At 62.2% G+C, this 18,841-nt stretch carries 21 protein-coding genes; 15 read left to right on the top strand and 6 right to left on the bottom strand.

Annotated elements, in window-relative coordinates; all coding sequences use genetic code 11:
• Positions 1–3: 3 nt before the first annotated feature.
• Positions 4–1,026, bottom strand: a complete 1,023-nt coding sequence (locus ACKVY0_RS07025; protein ID WP_409214086.1) for a murein hydrolase activator EnvC family protein — start codon at positions 1,024–1,026, stop codon at positions 4–6.
• Positions 1,023–1,676, bottom strand: a complete 654-nt coding sequence (locus tag ACKVY0_RS07020) for a hypothetical protein (protein ID WP_409214085.1) — start codon at positions 1,674–1,676, stop codon at positions 1,023–1,025. Before ACKVY0_RS07020 ends, ACKVY0_RS07025 begins: the two co-directional genes overlap by 4 nt.
• A 97-nt stretch (positions 1,677–1,773) precedes the next feature.
• On the opposite strand from ACKVY0_RS07020, the gene pyrR reads away from it, so the two are divergent.
• On the top strand, positions 1,774–2,325 hold the full coding sequence (gene pyrR / locus ACKVY0_RS07015) for a bifunctional pyr operon transcriptional regulator/uracil phosphoribosyltransferase PyrR (protein WP_409214084.1): 552 nt from the start codon (positions 1,774–1,776) through the stop codon (positions 2,323–2,325).
• Entirely contained in the window at positions 2,322–3,248 is a 927-nt protein-coding gene (locus tag ACKVY0_RS07010) for an aspartate carbamoyltransferase catalytic subunit (RefSeq protein WP_409214083.1), read from the top strand. The genes pyrR and ACKVY0_RS07010 overlap by 4 nt, the downstream gene beginning before the upstream one ends.
• Before the next feature lie 505 nt (positions 3,249–3,753).
• On the opposite strand, the gene ACKVY0_RS07005 is transcribed toward ACKVY0_RS07010, so the two are convergent.
• Entirely contained in the window at positions 3,754–4,104 is a 351-nt protein-coding gene (locus ACKVY0_RS07005) for a hypothetical protein (RefSeq protein ID WP_409214082.1), read from the bottom strand.
• Positions 4,105–4,297: 193 nt separating this feature from the next.
• Positions 4,298–4,687, bottom strand: coding sequence for a hypothetical protein (locus ACKVY0_RS07000; RefSeq protein ID WP_409214081.1), 390 nt, complete (start codon positions 4,685–4,687; stop codon positions 4,298–4,300).
• A gap of 224 nt (positions 4,688–4,911) precedes the next feature.
• Between ACKVY0_RS07000 and ACKVY0_RS06995 the strand changes: the two genes are divergently transcribed.
• Complete coding sequence (locus ACKVY0_RS06995; RefSeq protein WP_409214080.1) at positions 4,912–5,367, top strand: transposase; 456 nt, start codon at positions 4,912–4,914, stop codon at positions 5,365–5,367.
• 135 nt (positions 5,368–5,502) lie between these two features.
• On the opposite strand, the gene ACKVY0_RS06990 is transcribed toward ACKVY0_RS06995, so the two are convergent.
• Positions 5,503–6,525, bottom strand: coding sequence for an NAD-dependent epimerase/dehydratase family protein (locus ACKVY0_RS06990; protein WP_409214079.1), 1,023 nt, complete (start codon positions 6,523–6,525; stop codon positions 5,503–5,505).
• Positions 6,526–6,609: 84 nt separating this feature from the next.
• On the opposite strand from ACKVY0_RS06990, the gene ACKVY0_RS06985 reads away from it, so the two are divergent.
• The 6 genes from ACKVY0_RS06985 to ACKVY0_RS06960 are packed head-to-tail and all read left to right on the top strand — an operon-like array spanning position 6,610 to position 13,192.
• On the top strand, positions 6,610–8,226 hold the full coding sequence (locus ACKVY0_RS06985) for a formate--tetrahydrofolate ligase (RefSeq protein WP_409214078.1): 1,617 nt from the start codon (positions 6,610–6,612) through the stop codon (positions 8,224–8,226).
• A gap of 50 nt (positions 8,227–8,276) precedes the next feature.
• Positions 8,277–8,501 (top strand): hypothetical protein, encoded by a 225-nt coding sequence (locus ACKVY0_RS06980; protein ID WP_409214077.1) that lies wholly within the window; start codon positions 8,277–8,279, stop codon positions 8,499–8,501.
• Positions 8,480–8,887: a type II toxin-antitoxin system VapC family toxin gene (locus tag ACKVY0_RS06975; RefSeq protein ID WP_409214076.1), complete on the top strand. Its 408-nt coding sequence runs from the start codon at positions 8,480–8,482 to the stop codon at positions 8,885–8,887. The genes ACKVY0_RS06980 and ACKVY0_RS06975 overlap by 22 nt, the downstream gene beginning before the upstream one ends.
• 52 nt (positions 8,888–8,939) lie before the next feature.
• Entirely contained in the window at positions 8,940–10,994 is a 2,055-nt protein-coding gene (locus ACKVY0_RS06970) for an ABC transporter substrate-binding protein (RefSeq protein WP_409214075.1), read from the top strand.
• Positions 10,995–10,999: 5 nt separating this feature from the next.
• Positions 11,000–12,319 (top strand): hypothetical protein, encoded by a 1,320-nt coding sequence (locus ACKVY0_RS06965; RefSeq protein ID WP_409214074.1) that lies wholly within the window; start codon positions 11,000–11,002, stop codon positions 12,317–12,319.
• Positions 12,320–12,325: 6 nt separating this feature from the next.
• Entirely contained in the window at positions 12,326–13,192 is an 867-nt protein-coding gene (locus tag ACKVY0_RS06960) for an ABC transporter ATP-binding protein (protein WP_409214073.1), read from the top strand.
• A gap of 175 nt (positions 13,193–13,367) precedes the next feature.
• Here ACKVY0_RS06960 and ACKVY0_RS06955 read toward each other — a convergent pair whose 3' ends face one another.
• Positions 13,368–13,694 (bottom strand): hypothetical protein, encoded by a 327-nt coding sequence (locus ACKVY0_RS06955; RefSeq protein WP_409214072.1) that lies wholly within the window; start codon positions 13,692–13,694, stop codon positions 13,368–13,370.
• 95 nt (positions 13,695–13,789) lie between these two features.
• On the opposite strand from ACKVY0_RS06955, the gene ACKVY0_RS06950 reads away from it, so the two are divergent.
• The 6 genes from ACKVY0_RS06950 (at position 13,790) to ACKVY0_RS06925 (ending at position 18,820) form a co-directional block, all read left to right on the top strand.
• Entirely contained in the window at positions 13,790–14,872 is a 1,083-nt protein-coding gene (locus tag ACKVY0_RS06950) for a mannose-1-phosphate guanylyltransferase (RefSeq protein WP_409214071.1), read from the top strand.
• 19 nt (positions 14,873–14,891) lie between these two features.
• On the top strand, positions 14,892–15,383 hold the full coding sequence (gene ruvX, locus ACKVY0_RS06945; RefSeq protein ID WP_409214070.1) for a Holliday junction resolvase RuvX: 492 nt from the start codon (positions 14,892–14,894) through the stop codon (positions 15,381–15,383).
• Positions 15,358–16,185: a tRNA pseudouridine(38-40) synthase TruA gene (truA, locus tag ACKVY0_RS06940; RefSeq protein WP_409214069.1), complete on the top strand. Its 828-nt coding sequence runs from the start codon at positions 15,358–15,360 to the stop codon at positions 16,183–16,185. Before ruvX ends, truA begins: the two co-directional genes overlap by 26 nt.
• A 121-nt stretch (positions 16,186–16,306) precedes the next feature.
• Complete coding sequence (locus tag ACKVY0_RS06935; protein ID WP_409214068.1) at positions 16,307–17,917, top strand: peptide chain release factor 3; 1,611 nt, start codon at positions 16,307–16,309, stop codon at positions 17,915–17,917.
• 42 nt (positions 17,918–17,959) lie between these two features.
• Positions 17,960–18,586 carry a hypothetical protein gene (locus ACKVY0_RS06930; protein WP_409214067.1) on the top strand — a complete coding sequence of 209 codons (627 nt, stop codon included), beginning with the start codon at positions 17,960–17,962 and terminating at the stop codon, positions 18,584–18,586.
• 15 nt (positions 18,587–18,601) lie between these two features.
• A complete protein-coding gene (locus ACKVY0_RS06925) occupies positions 18,602–18,820 on the top strand; it encodes a hypothetical protein (protein WP_409214066.1) in 219 nt (72 codons plus the stop codon).
• Positions 18,821–18,841 lie beyond the last annotated feature (21 nt).

Here is an 18,841-nt window from a genome sequence, read left to right as displayed (position 1 = left end):
TGATCAAAACCAGCCGCACACGAGTTTCACGAAGTTCAAACCTTCCGCCGTGAGCTTGCCGGTGCTGCCGCTGCCGGTCACACAACCGCGAGTTTGGGTGTAATGCGGAATGCCCGCATCCTTCACCCAGATCACGGTGGGTTGTGAGACGACGATGTTCGATGCTTTCACCGCCAGCGGCAGGCCCCAGCGGCTGAAGGTGACCTCCCAGCCTGCGGACTTGCCGGAAGGCCGCGGTCCATCCAGCAGCCAGGGATATTTCTTCACGATCTCCATCGTCGCATTGCCTGGAACGGCCACGCGGTAGCCGCTTTCCGTCGCCCGTACGGCACTGGCAGCGGTGACGGCGGGATTCTTGTGCTGCGCGAGGAACAGCGCCTGTAAATCGAGGCCAATGAGGTTCAGGCCGTTGAACACGCCATGATGATTCGGCGTGGCAAAATTCGCCGCATGCCAGGCCTCGAAGCGGCTGGAGAGAAACAAATTCAGCTCCACATGCACATGTGCACGCCGCTGGTCGATCCCGCTGCCGGTGTAGCCCAGAAGACCGAGCGTCGTGCCCGCCTTCACCTTCTGGCCTGCGACGACGCGAGATTCCGCCAGATGCGCATACAGCGAGCAAAACGGCCCCTGGCCCCAGTCATGCTGCACCACGATGTAGCGCCCGTAGTTGCTCAGATTCGCGGCCGCAGCGGCATACATTACCACGCCATCGGCAATCGCCCGCACTTCATCCTGCGGATTGCCGCGCGCATCACGTTGCAGCGGCTTGATGTCGAGGCCTTCGTGAAAACGTGCATAGGCGATGCGGCTGCCGAGGCGTCGCGGATCGCGCACGAAACCAAACTGTCCGCCTTCCCACGGCGTGGTCTTGGCGCCCTCGAAGTCACGATCCACGAACTGGAAAAACTCAGCGGGCTGGTCAAACAGCGCACGGTTGTCCGTGGGCAGCAGCATGTTCTGTGCTTGCGCCACGCAGCCGAGCACAAAGAACGTGAACAACGACAGGTCGAGACGCTTTCTCATGTGCCGGGCAGTTTGAAGCCTTCGAGCGGGATGTCCTTGGTCTTGGGAGCCGGGCGGATGACGCCGCGTTCCTTGTCACGCTTGGCCTTGGCCTCGGCTGCTTCCGCTTCTTTGGCCACGCGGCGTGAGTTCAGCTTTTCCGTATGCGTGGACGGCAGCATGTCCATCCAGCGCGAGGAGGACTTCATGTATTTGATGCGCGGGTAGAACTTGTCCATCTTGTCCACGGTCTCCTTGGACAGCCCGCGCCAGATGGTAAAACGACCATCTGTGATCGGCTGGTCGAGTTCGACCATGTCGATGGGCAGCGCATTGACCATGGTCAGCATCACCATGCCATGACTCATGCGGGAGGCGAGTTCGAGCGCGTTGCGGCCCTTGGTGTCGAGCTGCAGCAGCACGCCATAACTCTGGCCGTCTTCGGCCGGAAACGGCTCGAAACCCGAGATGCTGCGCTGGCTGAACTCAGGAACTTTCCGGAAGGTCATTTCTCGACCACCGATGGGCAGCTTCATGATCTCATTGGGATGCACGATCTCCTCCGACTGCACATGCGTAGTGATCAGCAGCTTGTTCTCACGCATAATATCGCAACTGGCCAGCGGTCCGCAGAGGGCCAGTATCAGAATGGCACGGGGAAATGGTTTCATGGACGCATCAAACCAAAGACGCGCATGCTTTGCAACCCCGGCATCGGCTGATTTGACAACACCGCGTTTCGCCGGACTGTCCGCGCACCACGCCGCCATGCCAGAACTTGTACGCACGCTCATGACCAAGGATGACATGGATGATGGCATTCAAGTGCTGGCGGATTGCATCGCTGCCGCGAATCTCGACGAGGAAAGTATCGCGCTGGTCGGCATCTTCACCCGTGGCGTGCCCCTGGCGAAACGCATCGCCGCCAAAATCGAAAATATGGGCGGCTCGAAGGTCTTGGTGGGCACCATCGACATCACGCAGTACCGCGACGACCTGAACACCTTCCAGATGGTGCCGAAACTCGAAGGCTCCGACATCGCCTTCGACCTCGACGGCCTCAATGTGGTGCTGTGCGACGAGGTGATCTATACCGGCCGCAGCGTGCGCGCCGCATTGGAGGAACTGCTGAACTTTGGCCGCCCCAAGCGCGTGCAACTCGCCGTCCTCGTGGACCGCTGTGGCCGCGAATTTCCCGTGCAGCCCGATTTTACCGCACTCAAAGTCACTCTGGCTCCTGGTGAGCGTGTATCGGTGCGTTTTGAAGAAGTGGACGGCCAGGATGCCTGCACCGTGCAAACCCAAGCCTCACCGAGATGACCCCGCGCAAAGACCTCCTCGACATCGCCTCGCTCACGGATGAGGAAATCGCGTTCGTGCTCGACAACGCCGTGCCCTTCAAAGACCTCTTCAAACGCAGCGTGAAGAAAGTGCCCACGCTCAAGGGCCGGACGATGCTCACACTGTTTTACGAGCCATCGACCCGCACGCGCTCCAGCTTTGAAGTCGCAGCCAGCCGTCTCAGCGCCGACGTGACGCATTTCGACATCGAATCGAGCAGCGTTGTCAAAGGCGAGTCCGTGTTGGACACCGTCGAGACCCTGGAGGCCATGCGCGTCGATTACATCGTCGTGCGGCACAAGCAGTCCGGCACGCCGAACCTCATCGCCAAAAACACCCGCGCCAGTGTCATCAACGCCGGCGACGGCTGGCACGCGCATCCCACCCAGGCGCTGCTGGATGCCTTCACGCTGCGCGAAATCTACAAAGACCTGCGCGGCTGCCGCGCCCTCATCGTCGGCGACATCCAGCACTCCCGCGTCGCCCGCAGCACCAGCCTGATGTTCCGTCGCCTCGGCATGAACGTGGCCTATCTGGCCCCCGGCTCGATGATGCCGCGTGAGGTGCCGCAGGAAATCCCGCAGTTCGGCAACTGGCGCGACGCCTTCGAGTGGAAGCCCGATGTCATCTACCTCCTCCGCGTGCAGAGCGAGCGTCTCGACGAGCCCTTCTTCCCCACCGCCGCCGAGTACCACAAAAACTACGGCCTCACCAACGAACGCGTCGAAATCCTCCGCGAACGCGGCCTCCACCTCATGCACCCCGGCCCCGTGAACCGTGGCGTTGAAATCACCGACACCGGCATGAACTACGAGAAGTGCCTCATCAACCAGCAGGTCGAAAACGGCATCGCCGTGCGCATGAGCGTGCTCTACTGGCTCAGGCCGGGTGCGGTGGAGTAAGCCGTGGGTTTGATCGGTAGGGGGGACTGTCCGCAGCCCGCCGCACGAGGCCAAATCGTCTGCGAACACTACATTCACGACGTCGAAGCCCCGAAGGCCAACGGCCTTCCGTACCTCAGCCCAGGGTTGGCACAACCCTGGGTCACCGAAACCGCCCGCCGCCCTCATTTCGTGCAACCCCAACGGGGTTGCGTCCATCTCCACGCCAGCCCAAACTCTCAAGATGGTCAGAGAGTTGGCGGCGATGGACGCAACCCCGTTGGGGTTGGCCCTTGAGTGACGTTGGGTCGCGGTCCGTTGACCCAGGGTTCTGCGAACCCTGGGCTACCGACGCAAGCCCGTTGGGCTTGATGAGCCCGGCCCCGTGAACTGCGGCGTCGAAATCACCGACACCGGCATAACGACTCGGTGTATCACCTCAACCAGAAGTTCGAAAACGGCGTCGCCGTGCGCATGCGCGTGCTTCTTTATGGGTTGCGGCTGGGACGGCGGAGCGAGCCGCAGCCTACAACTCAAATGGCGGGTGCATCCCGATGGCGATCAAAGCCTCGCGCAAGCCCATCAGACCCGGTCGATTCAGCCGCAGCATCTCCACGGTTGCGCGTCCTGTCGGCGAGAGGCCGACCAACCGCCGGGCATCCGGCAGCCAGGCGAAATGTTCCCGCCACGCCTGCTGGCGCGGATGATACAGCGCCACGGTCAGTTCAGTCACCGGATCGACCGCGCGAGTGCGGGTAAACTTGTGATTGTTACAGCCCTGGCAGGACAGCGCGAGATTATACCCAACGTCACCATGATTGGTGAATCTTGACTGCGGAGTGATGGAGTCGTGGAGTGCTGGAATGCAGAACTCCATCACTCCAAAGGCCCGGGACTCCTAAATCTTGATGACGCGAGGTATATCTGCTGTGGACGTACCGCGTTTGCTGCGCGGCAAAACATGCTCCACTGAAAATGCCTCCGGCGCGTAAGCCTCCGGCGTCATGCAATACTCGCAGCGGCCCTTCGCACGAGCGCGGACGAACCGCCGCAAAGCCGCGCTGACATGCTCAGGCATGAGAGGCGAGTGATTCCAAACCCAGCCGTTCCATCAGTTCCGGCACCGTGGTCTTTCGCAGCGCGGCCAGTTTGACCACGCTCTGCATGCGTCGTGCATTCAGCGTCTCCACCGCGTCTGAGAGCCGCAGCAACTCACGGTGCTCCGCAGGCGTGAGCGTGCCGTTCTTCCGCCGCGTGGCAAGGCGGCGGTAAGCCGCGCGCTCATCCACCGGCAGCGTGGCGTTGATGGTCTCCAGTAGCCGGGCCTCATTCGCCTTGAGCGCGCCTTTCTTCGTCGCAGAGAGCCTCTGGAGCTTGTGTAGCACACCCTCCATGTCCGACACATTCATCTTGCCCAATTCGCGAAGAATCAGCGCGGGCGTGAGGTGGCTGGCAGTCATCGACATGGCCGGAGAATGGCGTGTTTGGCTCGAAACTCAAGTGGTGAACGCCCACACTGCGAGCGGGAAACGATGTCGCGCCATCGAAGCCACGAAGGCCAACGGCCTTCCGTAACTCAGCCCAGGGTTGGCACAACCCTGGGTCACCGAAACCGCCTGCCGCCCTCATTTCGTGCAACCCCAACGGGGTTGCGTCCATCTCCGCGCCAGCCCAGACTCTCTCCATGCCACAATCCCTCGCCCGCGTTTTGCTCCACACCGTGTTCTCCACCAAGGGCCGCGAACCCGCCTTCCACGACCCGGCGTTTCGTTCCGAGGTGCATGCGTATCTGGGCGGTTGTGCCAAGGCGCTCGATTGCCTGCCCATCCAGATCGGCGGTGTCGCCGATCATGTGCATCTGCTGACGACGCTGTCCCGCACCATCGCCATCGCGGAGTTCGTGAAGGAGATCAAACGTGTCTCCTGCCATTGGATTCAGGAACGCGGCGGCATGTTCCGCCAGTTCCATTGGCAGGCGGGGTATGGATGTTTCTCGGTGTCCGAATCGAACACGAATGCCGTCACGCGATACATCGAACGGCAGGAGGAACATCACCGAAAGATCACGTTTCAGGACGAATACCGCGAGTTGTTGCGCCGTCACGGGCAGGCATGGGACGAGGCGTTTGTGTGGGATTGAAGACGGACGGGGAGCCAGCGGCGATGGACGCAACCCCGTTGGGGTTGGTCCTTGAGTGACGTTGGGGGAATTCGTTGACCCAGGGTTCTGCGAACCCTGGGCTGAGTTACGCAAGCCCGTTGGGCTTGTGTTACCTCAATACCTCCCATCCCGCGACTCGAAGTGCGTCGGTTTGCCGAGCGACTCGCCGCCGTGTGAGACCCAGCTTGCGACCCATTCGGTGAGTTCTTCATCGCGGACGAAGGGGATGCCGAGTTCGACGAAGCTGCGGTAGGGATTGCTCAGCAGCGCATCGGGGGCTTCCTTGCCTTCGATCTGCACCGCTTTGCCGAAGAGTTCGCCGAAGCGCTGCGCGACTTCGCGCACGCTGAGGGTGGCGGTGCCGGTGAGATTCACGGTCCAGGCGGGGCTTTGGGCTTTGGCGAGGCTGAGGAGCGCGAGCGCGTTCGCATCGCCCTGCCAGATGGTGTTGAAGTGGCCCATGCGCACGTCCACCGGCTCATCGTCCCAGACTTTTTGTGCGATGTCCACCATCACGCCGTAGCGCAGGTCGCAGGCGTAGTTCAGGCGGATGAGTGAAACGGGCGTGCCGCGGGTCTGGCTGAAGTGCTGGAAGATGCGCTCGCGGCCCAGGCAACTCATGGCGTATTCACCAGCGGGATGGAGCGCGTCCTCCTCCTTGCTGCCGCCGTGTTCCAGCGGCACGAGGCCATAGACATTGCCCGTGGAGAAGGCGGCGATGCGGCTGCGGTGATAGCGCTCGCACACGAGGCCGGGCAGCCACGCGTTCATGGCCCAAGTCATCGGTTCCTGGCCGGTGGAGCCGAATTTCATGCCGGCCATGTAGATCACGTTCGGCGCGTGCGGCAGGTAGGCCACGGCGTTCGTGTCGAGCAAATCACTGCCGATGACTTCGACGCCATGCTGCAGCAACGCTTCCGCCACACCTGCCTCGCGAAAGCGCGACACCGCGAGCACCCGCCGCTTCGTGCCCGCCTCATCGCTGGCCCGTTTCGCCATGCGGGCGAGGGACGGCCCCATCTTGCCGGCGGCACCCAACACGATGATGTCGCCGGGTAGGTTGTGCATCAGGTCGATCACGGCGGGCGTGGGGCGGCTGAGGCGTTCTTCGAGTTCTTCCAGGGTCTCGGGCGGCATGGGCTGGATATATGAACGGATTTCGCCTTTGGAAAAGCCTTTGCTTCACGGCCTGCCTTGCCATCGTGCGCGCTCCCACCGCTCATGCACCCGGAAATCGCCCCCATCGCCGCCGGTCTCGGCATCTCGCCCGAACATCTCATCCTGCACGGCCGCGACATGGCCAAGATTAGCCTCCAGGCCCTCCACGGGAAGCCGCAACGCGGGAAACTCATCCTCGTCTCCGCCATCACCCCCACGCCGGCGGGCGAGGGCAAAACCACCGTCTCCATCGGTCTCGCGCAGGGTTTGAAGAAAATCGGGCAGAGCGTCGCGCTCGCACTGCGCCAGCCGTCGATGGGGCCGGTCTTCGGCCGCAAAGGCGGTGCCACTGGCGGCGGCAAAAGCAGCGTGCGGCCCGCGCATGCCATCAATCTGCACTTCACTGGCGACTTCCACGCCATCACCTGCGCGCACAATCTGCTCTCCGCTGTCATCGACAACCATCTCTTCCTCGGTGATGCGCGCCTACCGCCCGAACGCGTGCTGTGGAAGCGCGTGATGGACATGAACGACCGCGCCCTGCGCAGCGTGCGCACCGCCGTCGGCAAACCAACCGAGCGCGTCACCGGTTTCGACATCACTGCCGCCTCCGAGATCATGGCGATCCTCTGTCTCGCCGAATCACTGCCGGATCTGCGCCGCCGCCTCGAGCGCATCGTCGTCGGCTTCACGCCAGAAGGCGAACCGGTCTTCGCCAAAGAATTCCGCGTCACCGGGGCCATGCTGGCGCTCTTGCGCGAGGCACTGATGCCGAACCTAGTGCAGAGCCTCGAAGGCGTGCCCGCCTTCCTGCACGGCGGTCCGTTTGCGAACATCGCGCACGGCTGCAACTCCGTGCTCGCCACGCGCATGGCGCTCGCGCATGCCGATTTCGCCGTCACCGAGGCCGGCTTCGCTTTTGACCTCGGCGGCGAGAAATTCATGCACATCAAGTGCCGCCAGGCCGGCTTCGCACCCGCCGCCATCGTCATCGTCGCCACCATTCGCGCTTTGAAGATGCACGGCGGCGTGGCTTTGGACCAGCTCACGCAGACCGACACCGCCGCGTTGAGCCGTGGCCTGGAAAATCTCGCCGCACATCTCGACAGCGCCGCGCAGTTCCAGCGTCCGGTCATCGTCGCCATCAACCGCTTCCACACGGATGACGATGCTGAGATTGCGCTCGTGCATGAATTCTGCGCCGCCCGCGGTGTCCCCAGCGCCACCGCCGATGTCTTCGCCCACGGTGGCGATGGTGCCGTGCAGCTCGCCGAAAAAGTGCTCGCCGCTTTGCCCGCAGAGACGCCGCCGCTGCCGTTCCTCTATCAGCCTGACGACAGCGTCGAAACGAAGCTCCACGCCATCGCCACGAAGATCTACGGTGCCGATGGTGTGCTGCTCACCGACGAGGCCAAGGCCAAACTCGCGCTCTTTGCCCGCAACGGCTTCGACAAGCTCCCGCTATGCATGGCGAAGACGCAGGACAGTCTCTCCGACGACGCGAAGAAGCGCGGCCGCCCACGCGGCTTCACCATCACCGTGCGCGACTTCGAAATCGCCAACGGGGCCGGATTCCTCGTCGCCTTGACTGGAACGATGATGCGCATGCCTGCACTGCCGAAGGTTCCCGCCGCCGAGCGCATCCAGGTCACGGATGAGGGCATCATGAGCGGGATTTAGCCCGCAAAATGAAGCTGGCAACACACCAGCTCGATGGATAAACTCCGCGCATGAGTCTGCTCACCCTCGAAGTCGAATTGGATCAAGGCCGCGTCACCGCCAAGGGCGGCGAACTCCTGCCGCAGCATGCGAAGGCGCTGCTGACCATCCTGCCAGCGCAGAACGGGGCCAAACGCAATCCGCTGGAACCGCATCCCGATCTGCAAAGGGTAAAATTCTTTGAAGACCCCGCCACGCCACTTGCCGAAGACGAATGGCCGGAGGAATCGCGGTGAAGCTGCTGTTGGATACATGCGCCATTCTGTGGCTCGCGCGTGACCCGAAGCGGCTTGGGGATGCTGCACGCCAGCGTGTCGCGGCAAGACCTGAATCCCTTTATGTTTCAGCGATCAGCGCCTTTGAGATCGGAGTGAAGCACCGCAAGGGCAAGCTCGATCTGGACCTGTCACCTGAGGATTGGTGGAAGCTTGCCGTCCAGCATCATGGCCTCCAGGTTCTCCCCGTCACTGACACCGTGGCGCTGGCAAGCACCGCCCTGCCAAAGCTGCATGCCGACCCATGCGACCGCATCATCATCGCCACCGCAGCGGGCATGCATGCGGACATTGTGACTTCGGATTACCTCATCGCGCAGTATCCATCTGCCTCGGTGGTGTGGTGAGCCTGCCTGAAACCTTGCCCACATGCAGCGCACGCTCTAGCATCCGGTGCGCATGATCCTGGCCCGCACCCTCATCTTTGGCTTTCCGCTGCTCGTCGCGGCGGTGGCGTGGTGGGCGGCGGCGGAATCGCACCGCAGCCGGACGCAGCCCAGTGATGGCATCGTGGTCATGCTGCCGCAGAGCGTGCCGGCGCTGAATCCCTTCCTGCCTGCTACCGAGGTGGAGAGGGAGATCATCGACCTCGTGCATGAACCGCTCCTCCGCATCGGTGCGGAGGGTGCTTTGCAGCCGGTACTGGCGGAACTTTGGCGTTGGTCACAGGACGTGACCTGCTGGTTCGTCGATGCAGCGACAGCCAAACGTGCGCAGGAACTGTTGCAGGCGCAAATCGGTGAGACCAACCGCTGGGCGGAGTGGCATCTCAGCTCGACGCGTGTGGCGGACAACATGCTCCTGCTGAATTTCAGCGATGCGAACGCCGGGGGTGTTCAACGTGCGTTGGAAGTCATCGCCGGGCTGGAACTGCAGCCCATCGCGTTCTGGCGCATTGAACGCCGCACACCGCTGCGTCAGGCCTGGGACAAGTTCATCGCTGGATCATCGCAGGCGCGGCAGATTCAGCGCGTATGGTTCGATGGCGCTAACGCCTGTGAAATCGTCGTGACGGGTCCATCGCAACGACTGTTCGATGAACTGCATCGCTTCTTTGATGCCAACACGAACGAACCGACCACGATGAATCCGCTGGCTGAAGTCGGAGCGCTCAGCGAGCCGGTGCTCGATCTCGACATCCGCCCCGGACAGCGCTGGCATGATGGCACGCCGGTCACGGCGGCGGATGCGCGGGCCACCATCGAGTTTCTGCGCTCGCGCGACTGGCCGCTGCCAAATCGTGAGGCGCTGCGTCACATTCAATCGCTCGAAGCGCAAAACAACGGCTCGCGTCTGCATGTGACCTATCGCAGGCGCTATGGACCGGCGCTGGGCGCATTTGCGGGTCTGCCCATGCTGCCCGCTGCGTGGCTGCATGATCATCCAGATGCCAAGGAGACCGATTTTATCCATCAAGCGCCTGCCGGAGCCGGAACGCACCGTATCGCCGCCCGTGATGCGCGTTCGCTCATCCTCGTGCCGGTGAATCACGACAAAACGGCGGCACGTTTCCTGTTCAACTTCTCCGCTTCACCGCTGATGACGCAGATCGGCGTCCGCACCAGCACGGTGGATCTCGTGTGGCCCGCTGCGGCAGCGGATCGCACGCATCTGACGCAGTTGCGCTTCACACCGCCTCGGCAGCGGCTCGTTGTGCTCTGGAACACGCGGCATGACATCTTGAAAAATGTGCGGCTGCGCGAGGCGCTGGCCCAGGCCACTGACACGGACGATCTCATCCGCTCGCTGCCCGGCCGCCTCGGCCATGTGGATGCCAGTTTGTTCGCGCCCGGCCTTTGGTTCAGCACGCAGGCCAAACGCCTCCCGTTTCAACTCGAGGCAGCCCAGAAAACTCTCACCGATGAAGGCTGGCCGCGCGATGTCGCTGGCACTGCCCGCAGTCCAGACCGCTCTATGCAGTTCAAGCTGCTCGTGCCGTCAGGTGATGCGCTGCACACGCAGACGGCGCAGCGGCTCGTCGCACAGTGGAGCAAGCTCGGGGCGCAGGTGACGATTGAAACAGTCGAGGACGCGCAAACGCTCGCGCAGCGCCTCCACGAGCATCAATTCGATGCTGCGCTGCTCGATCAGCGCTTCGAGGTTTCGTGGGATCAACTGCCATGGTGGCATTCTTCGCAGGCAGCACCCGGCGGCACGAATTTCTGCGGTGTCACCGATCCGCAGATCGATCTCCTGCTCGAAGCACTGGATGCCGAGGTTGAACCAGCCCATGTGCCGGCACGGGTGCGTGAGCTGGAGGCCAAACTGCTACCCCTGCACCCCATGCTGACGCTGTTCACCACACACGATGAGGCCGCCGCCGTGCCTTCTCTGCAAAACATGACGGCAACGGCGGAACCGACCGCCGGCTGGACACTGCGCGCCCTGGCCGTGCCGCCGAAGCGCAAACCTGCCGCGCCCGCCATCAACCTCAAACTGCGCACTCCCGAATGATGAGCGTGCAGTACTTCTCACCACCTCCGCGCTGGCTGCCACTGCGTCTGCTGCTCGGCGGTGTGATTGCCGCCGTGGTGCTGCTGCTCACGCAGCAGCGTGGTTTGAGCACGTTGTTCGCTTGGGATGTGCCTGCGCCCGGCCTGTGGACGCGTTGTGGCGCGAGTTTGATCGTGCTCGTCATCGCATTGCTGCTGGCGCTGAGCATCGGCCTTGCGGCGGGACTGCTCGCACGGCGCATGGGCCCGCGTGTGGAAATGCTTGTCGCCTTTTTCGGTCGTGCGCTGGCCTGTCTGCCGATTGCGGCGGTTGCGTGGGGTTTCATCGGCGGTTGGATCGGTCATCTTGGCTGGCCGGTCGAAACGCTGCTTCCCGCGCAGCTTCCAGAAGCCGCCGGCACCTGGCAGACCATGCTGGCACGTGAGCTATGGGAATTTCTGGCCCCAGCTTTGGTGCTGGCGCTGCCGTTGTGCGGCGAGGTGATTCAATGCGTTATCACCGACGCCACCGCGACAGCCGATCTCGATTTTTCACTGCGCGCTCGCGGCGTTCCTCATAGTTCGCGGCTTTGGGTGCATCATCTGCGTCAGTTGCTGCCGCTGCTGCGCGTGCGCATGCAGTCGCTCTGCCTCATCGCGCCGGTTTACCTCATCATCGTCGAAGATGTGCTCCGTTTCATGGGCTGGGGCGGCTGGATGGCGCAATCAATCCGCGCTGGTGATGTCAGCGGCATCGCGCACGGTTTCATTGCGTGCGGAGCCATGCTGGCGCTGCTGTGCGTCTCTTTGTTTGTGCTGCGTGGCAAGCTGAAATCTCCCAGCAGCTTCATGCCGGCGCTTGCCTGGCATCCGTGGTTCCTCTGGGCGCTGGGTGCGATGACGCTGCCGAACCTGTCTGCCGTGTCCTGGCTCATCCTCTGGCTCGCGGTGCTCGTCGCCAGCAGCGCCGCATGGCATCAAGCGTGGAACAGCATCGAGGATCAACTGCCCATCGACGCCTCACGCGTGCTCGGTGCCAGCGAAGGCATGATCTGGCTCAAACACATCGCCCCGGTGCAGTTCCGCATGCTCGCCGCCTGGGTCTGTGCGGTCTTTGCGCAGACGCTGCTGTGGATCGCCGTGGCCTGCGCGGTGCAGCCGCGCTTGCTTGCGGAGCTGGGTGATCATCTCGCGCAATGGTGCCGTCCATTAGCGATTGCCTCGATGCAGGATGCGGCGCAGACGCTCGCCGATCCTGCCGCAATGCTGCACGCCGGTGGCAGCATCGCGCTTGCCGCCTTGTGTTTGATTCAAGTCAGCCGCATCGTTCAACCTCGACCCACCTGAAGCCTCATGTCCGACGCCCTCATCCAAACAGACGCCCCGCTGCTGCGCATTCGCGATCTCCAGATCGAATTTGGCCGTCATGACGCCACGCCGGTGAAAGCCGTCAAATGCCTCAGCCTCGAACTCAAGCAGGGCGAGTCCATCGCGCTCGTCGGCGAAAGCGGCAGCGGCAAAAGCGCCACCGCGCTCGCTTTGGCACGCCTGCTGCCCGAACCTCCTGCTAGCATCTCCGCAGCGGAGATGACGCTGAACGGCCACGAGATTCTGCAGATGAACGAACGCGAACTGCGCGCCATTCGCGGCAAAGAAATCGCCTACATCTTCCAGGAGCCGAGCACCTCGCTCAATCCCGTGCTCACCATCCGCACGCAGATCGGCGAAGCACTCGCGCTGCATCGTCCTGATGTCGCCAAGGCCGACCGTGACGATGAGATCGTCAAGTGGCTCGACAAAGTCGGCATCGTCGATTCGCGCAAGCGTCTGCACGCCTATCCGCACGAACTCAGCGGCGGCATGCAGCAGCGTGTCATGATCGCCATGGCGCTCTGCACGCAGCCGAAGCTCCTCATCGCCGACGAGCCGACCACCGCGCTCGACGTCACCATTCAAAAGCAGATCATGGACCTGCTGGCCCAGCTCCGCCGCGATCTCGACATGAGCATCATCCTCATCACGCACAACTTCGGCATCATCCGCGACGTCGCCGACCGCGTCGCCGTCATGTTTCGTGGCGAGATCGTCGAAACCGGCCCGGTGGACGAAATTTTGCGCAATCCGCAGCACGCCTACACCAAGGCGTTGCTCGCCTGTGTCCCACGCATGGGTGCCAAGCAACCACGCCTCAAGGCCATCGACTACACCGCGTTCGCGTAGCAGTTTTTACGCAACATAGTCCATGGGAAGCAGGGCGGCAGGCATCGCCATCACAGCTTCCAAGATTGGCGGAAGATCGGCCCGTGGCGAATACAGTTGGGAGCCGCTCCTGTGGCCCGTCATGCCTGACACGATGCTCGCCAACGCCATTCGCCCGCACCTGAAAAGTGATGAATCAGCGCGTCTTCGCCACAAACGCCTCAGGAGTATCCGCGAAAAACTCTCCCACGTCGCCATCCGGCATGCCGTGGCTACGGATGCCTTCCAGCCTGCGACGGCTGCCGCGCTCGCTGCCCGGACGGTTCGCCGTGCGCTGAACCAATTCCGTGATGACGGGCGCGGCGATCGCGGCACTGGCTGCCAGCAGGGTCAGCGCGATCACATTGGACGAACCACGGCGCATGCCACGGCCAAACAAAATGCCCAGCGCACAACCGGCGGCGGCGGGGGCGATGAGAGAGGCATAGGATTCGTAGTTCGGGGCAGGCGGGTTTTCTTGCATGCGCCATCATAGCCGCACCCGCGAGAATCGCCAAAGAGGAATTTGCCCGCCACCTGCTTTCCGGCTAATGAAGCCCTGCTCACCACCTCTGACGTATGACCCAAGCCACCACCCACAAACGTTACGCACTCATCCTCGCCGGAGGCAGCGGCCAGCGCTTCTGGCCCATCAGCCGCGACGCCCAGCCGAAGCAGTTGCTGAAATTGTTCGGTGAAAAAACATTGCTCGAACTCACCATCGAGCGCCTTGACGGCTTTGTGCCCAAGGAAAACATTCTGATCCTCACCAACAAGCAGCAGGAGGCCAGCGTGCGAGCCATCATCAAAGACTTGCCCGCTGAAAACATCGTCGCCGAGCCGGAAAAACGCGACACCGCCCCCGCTATTGCCCTCGCCGTTGGCTGGGTCGTCGCCCGTGATCCCATGGCCACCATGATCGTTCTCCCGGCCGATCATCTCATTCAAAACCACGCCGAGTTCCAGCGCGTGCTCGCCAATGCCGCCCTCGCCGCCGAAAACAGCGGTAGCCTCGTCACCGTCGGCATCAGACCCACCTGGCCTTGCCCCAGCTATGGTTATGTCGAGCGAGGCCGTCGTGCCAGCATCGGCGGACTTGATGACCTGCCCGTCTGGGAGATCGCACGCTTCCGTGAAAAGCCCAACCCCGACCTCGCCGAGCACTTCATCAGCCAGGGCAACTTCCTGTGGAATGCCGGCATGTTCATCTGGACCATTCCTGCCATCTTCGGTGAACTCAGCCGCCACTGCCCCGTGCTCGCCGATTTCATCTCCGAGCTGCGTGGTTCCAAAGATTTCAGCGCCACCGTGGCAAAGCAGTTCAGCAAGCTGCCAAAGCTTTCCATCGACTACGCGCTCATGGAACGCGCCTCCCGCGTGCTCAACATCGAGGCCACCTTCGACTGGGACGATGTGGGCAACTGGACCAGCGTGGGCCGCTACCTTGAGGCTGACAGTGATGGCAACCAGCACAACTGCGCCCTCTCGCAGCAGGATGCCGCCAACAACATCGTCTTCACCCAGACCGACCAGCACGTCGCGCTCATCGGCGTGCAGGATCTCATCGTCGTCGCCGCGAAAGACGGCCTCCTCGTCGCCTGCCGCAGCAAGGCCGAGAACATCAAAAAAATCGTCGATGGCCTGCCCGCAGAGCTGCGGTGAGACGTTTTGCTGAATCGTCATGCCGCGCATCCTCGCCATCGACCACGGCACCGTGCGCATCGGCCTCGCTTTGAGTGACGAGACGCAGATCGTCGCTAGTCCCTTCAAAACCATCGACGCGAACCACGAGCCCGAGCGCACCATCGCCCGCATCGTCAAGGAGAAGCACATTGGCAAAATTGTCATCGGCATGCCCTACCACATGAGCGGCGACAAAGGCGGTGCAGCCGAGCGTGTCGAAAAATTCGCGACCAACCTTGGCAAGGAGCTTCAGCAAACGATTCCGATCGATTTCGTCGATGAACGCCTCTCCTCCGTCGAAGCTGAGGCCGCCATGTCACGCGCTGGCATCACCGGCAAGCGCGAACGCAACGAGATCGTCGATCAACTCGCCGCCGTGGTCATCTTGCAGGAGTATTTGAACCAGCAGCGCGGCCCCGAGAGTTTCCTGCTGCCCGACGCCGCCTACGAACTCGCCTGGACCGATGAGCCGAAGCGACGTCGAAAGTAAAGCCGGTCTGCAGCGCGGCCCGGAGCCGGGCTTCAAGCGCTTGAAGCTCACCATCGCTTACTGCGGCACGCCTTGGCGTGGCTGGCAAAGCCAGGAAGACGGCGGCACCGTGACCGACGCCATCAACGCCGCCATTCGCAAAGCCACCAGCATCGAAACTCGCGTACAAGGCAGCGGCCGCACCGATGCCGGCGTGCATGCGCTTGCTCAAGTCGCGCACTGCGACGTACCCGAAACCGTGCGCATGAGCGGTGAATCGTGGGCGAACGCGCTCAACGCCTGCCTGCCGCTCACCATCCGCATTTTGAACGTCGAAGAGCCTGATCCGAGCTTCCACGCCCGCTTTGACGCTATTGGCAAAACCTATCGCTATCGCATCTGGCGTCCGCGCATGCTCTCGCCCTTCGAGGCCGATCGCGCCTGGCATGTCTATGGCCTGCTCGACATGGAAGCGCTGCGCTGGTGCTGCGAAAAACTCGTCGGCACGCACAACTTCATCCGCCTCTCCGCCAATCGTGGCGACATGCCCGAAACTCAGCGACGCCTTCTGCCAGACAAAACCACGCGCACCATCCACCGAGTCGATGTGCGTGAAGAAGGCGACATGCTGGAACTCGAATTCGAAGGCGACGGCTTCCTCTACAAAATGGTGCGCCTCATCGTCGGCAGCCTCCTTCACGTCGCTCGTGGTCGTGAGCCGAAAGAATGGTTCGCCAGCTTGCTGACTGATCCCACCGGCATGCAGAGCAATCAAACCGCCCCCGCCTGTGGTTTGTATCTCGTCGGCGTGAACTATCCGTGACCAAGCCGTCAAGATCGTCAAGCCGTGCTCAAGAGGTGCGGTCTCATCCCAGGTGCGATACTTGACAACTCTTGACCAACCTTGACCGGCCCTTCCCCTTGGGCCATGAACCCCGCCCCTCATGTCCCACGAAGCCCAAATCGCCCGCCGTCGCTCCTTCGCGATCATTTCGCACCCGGACGCCGGTAAAACGACGCTCACCGAAAAGCTCCTGCTCTACGGCGGAGCCGTCGCGCTCGCAGGTTCCGTGACCGCACGCAAAAACCAACGCGCGACGACCTCTGACTGGATGGAGTTGGAAAAACAGCGCGGCATCTCCGTCAGCTCCACGGTGCTGCAGTTCGAGTACAAAAACTGCGTCGTGAACCTGCTCGACACGCCGGGTCACAAAGACTTCTCCGAAGACACCTATCGCGTGCTCACCGCCGTCGATGCCGCCATCATGGTTATCGACGCCGGTAAAGGTATCGAGGCCCAAACGCGCAAGCTGTTCGAAGTCTGCCGCCGCCGTGGCGTGCCCATCTTCACCTTCATGAACAAGCTCGACCGCCCCGCGCGCGAGCCCATGACGCTGCTCGATGATCTCGAAACCGTCCTCGGCATCGGAGCCTGTGCCATCAACTGGCCGCTAGGACTCGGTCAGCAGTTCCGTGGCGTGTATGACCGCCGCAAAAAGGACGTGCATCTCTTCGAGCGCACCGTTCACGGCGCTTACCGTGCTCCCGAAAAAGTCGGCGGCCTCGACGACGAGTTCGTCGCTACTCACACCGTCCCTGAAGCACTGGAGCAGGCCAAAATGGAACTCGAAATGCTCGACGGCGCCGGTCACGAATACGACCGCGCCAAGATTGATCGCGGCGAACTCACGCCCGTCTTTTTCGGAAGCGCCAGCAACAACTTCGGCGTGCAATTGCTCCTCGATGGCTTCCTCGAACTCGCACCACCACCTGAAGCCCGCATGGCCGACGACGGTCGCATCATTGAACCCAACAACGAAGGTTTCTCCGGCTTCGTCTTCAAAATCCAGGCCAACATGGACCCGCGTCATCGCGATCGCATGAGCTTCGTGCGCATCGTCAGCGGCAAGTTCGAGCGCGACATGCAGGTCACCCACACGCGCACCGGCAAAATCGTCCGCCTCGCCAACTCGCAGAAACTTTTCGCCCAGGATCGTGAAACCGTGAATGAAGCCTACGCGGGCGATGTCGTCGGCATTGTCGGCAATCACGGCTTCGGCATCGGCGACACTCTCGCCACCGATCCCAAGCTCAAATTCGACGAAATCCCCCGCTTCGCGCCGGAAGTCTTCGCCTACCTGCACAACCCCAGCACCGCGCACTACAAACGCTTCCGCGACGGCCTGGAGCAGCTCCTCAGCGAAGGCGTCGTGCAGCAGTTCACCCAGCCCCACGCTGGTCAGCGCGTGCCCTTGCTCGGTGCCGTCGGCCCCTTGCAGTTCGAAGTCGTGCAGTTCCGCCTGGAGAGCGAATACAACGCCCAAAGCCGCATCGAAAACGCCCCCTACACCGTCCTGCGCTGGGTGCGCACCAAAGACGGCGGCGCCATCGAAGACTTCGACATCCCCAGCGGCGTCACCACCGCCCAAGACAACCAGGACCGCTGGGTCGTCTTCTTCAGCGACCAATGGGCCATCAACTACTTCGAGCGCCGCAATCCGAACGCCGAACTGTCCGAGATTCCGTGGGATGAGGTGGAGAAGGCGAAGGCTTGATTTGAGTTGCCGATCCCTCCGTTCATCCATCATGCTGTCTGCATGACCACCGCCGAAATCACCTCCGCGCTCGCTGTCATCCGGCAGGCGACGGATTTGAATGCCAAAGCACTGCTCATGGCGGGACTGGTATCCGAGTTGTTCCGTGAGCGTGGCTTTGAGCCCGTGGTTGTTGGCGGTTCCGCCATCGAGTTCTACACCGACGGCGCCTACATGTCCGGCGACACCGACATCTGCTGGACCGGCTGGCCGATGCCGGATGAAGAGCAGCGGAAGGAAATCATGCTGCAGATTCCCGGCATCACAGCACACGGCGGCAGCAAAAGCTGGGGCATCGAGGATCTCTGGATCGATCTGCTGGGTGAGATTGACTATCGAGCGGACAAAGATCTTGTCGTTTTGGAGACCCAGCTCGGTGAAGTGACGCTGATCCCAGTGGAGGATGCGCTCGTGGGACGTGTCTATGCTGCCAGGAAATATTGCAACGGTTACGATGAAAAAGACGATGACTGCGCCAAGAAACTGATGGCCAGTGTGCTTCAAGGTCGCATACCCTTCGACTGGCAAGAGGCTCGCCGGGTGGCAGCATGCCCGAAATACGACTGCGTGCCGGAGTTCGAAGTCGTACGGGCCGAAGTCGAAGCCGAACTGGCAAAATCGAAGTCCTGAGCTATATCTTGTCCCATGACACCGACGAAACTCATCATCAAACCGGAGCGCCGCTTCACCTGGGAGCAGTGGCAGGCGGGCCGTGCTGAGAGACGGCGGCTGGGGAATCTTGTGGCTCCAAAAAACATCCGGCGGAAGAAGAGCGAGGGAGATGAATACCTGCGCGAAACCTACGGCGGCGAACGCGGCCCGCCCTTCAACAAGCCCTTCGATCCCTCGGCGGACGAGAAGTGACGGAGCGCGAGTATTCTACTC

The sequence above is a fragment of the Prosthecobacter sp. genome, from assembly GCF_046154365.1.
GTDB lineage: Bacteria > Verrucomicrobiota > Verrucomicrobiia > Verrucomicrobiales > Verrucomicrobiaceae > Prosthecobacter.
Note: the sequence above shows the minus strand (reverse complement) of the source record. Positions and strands in the feature narration are given on the sequence as shown.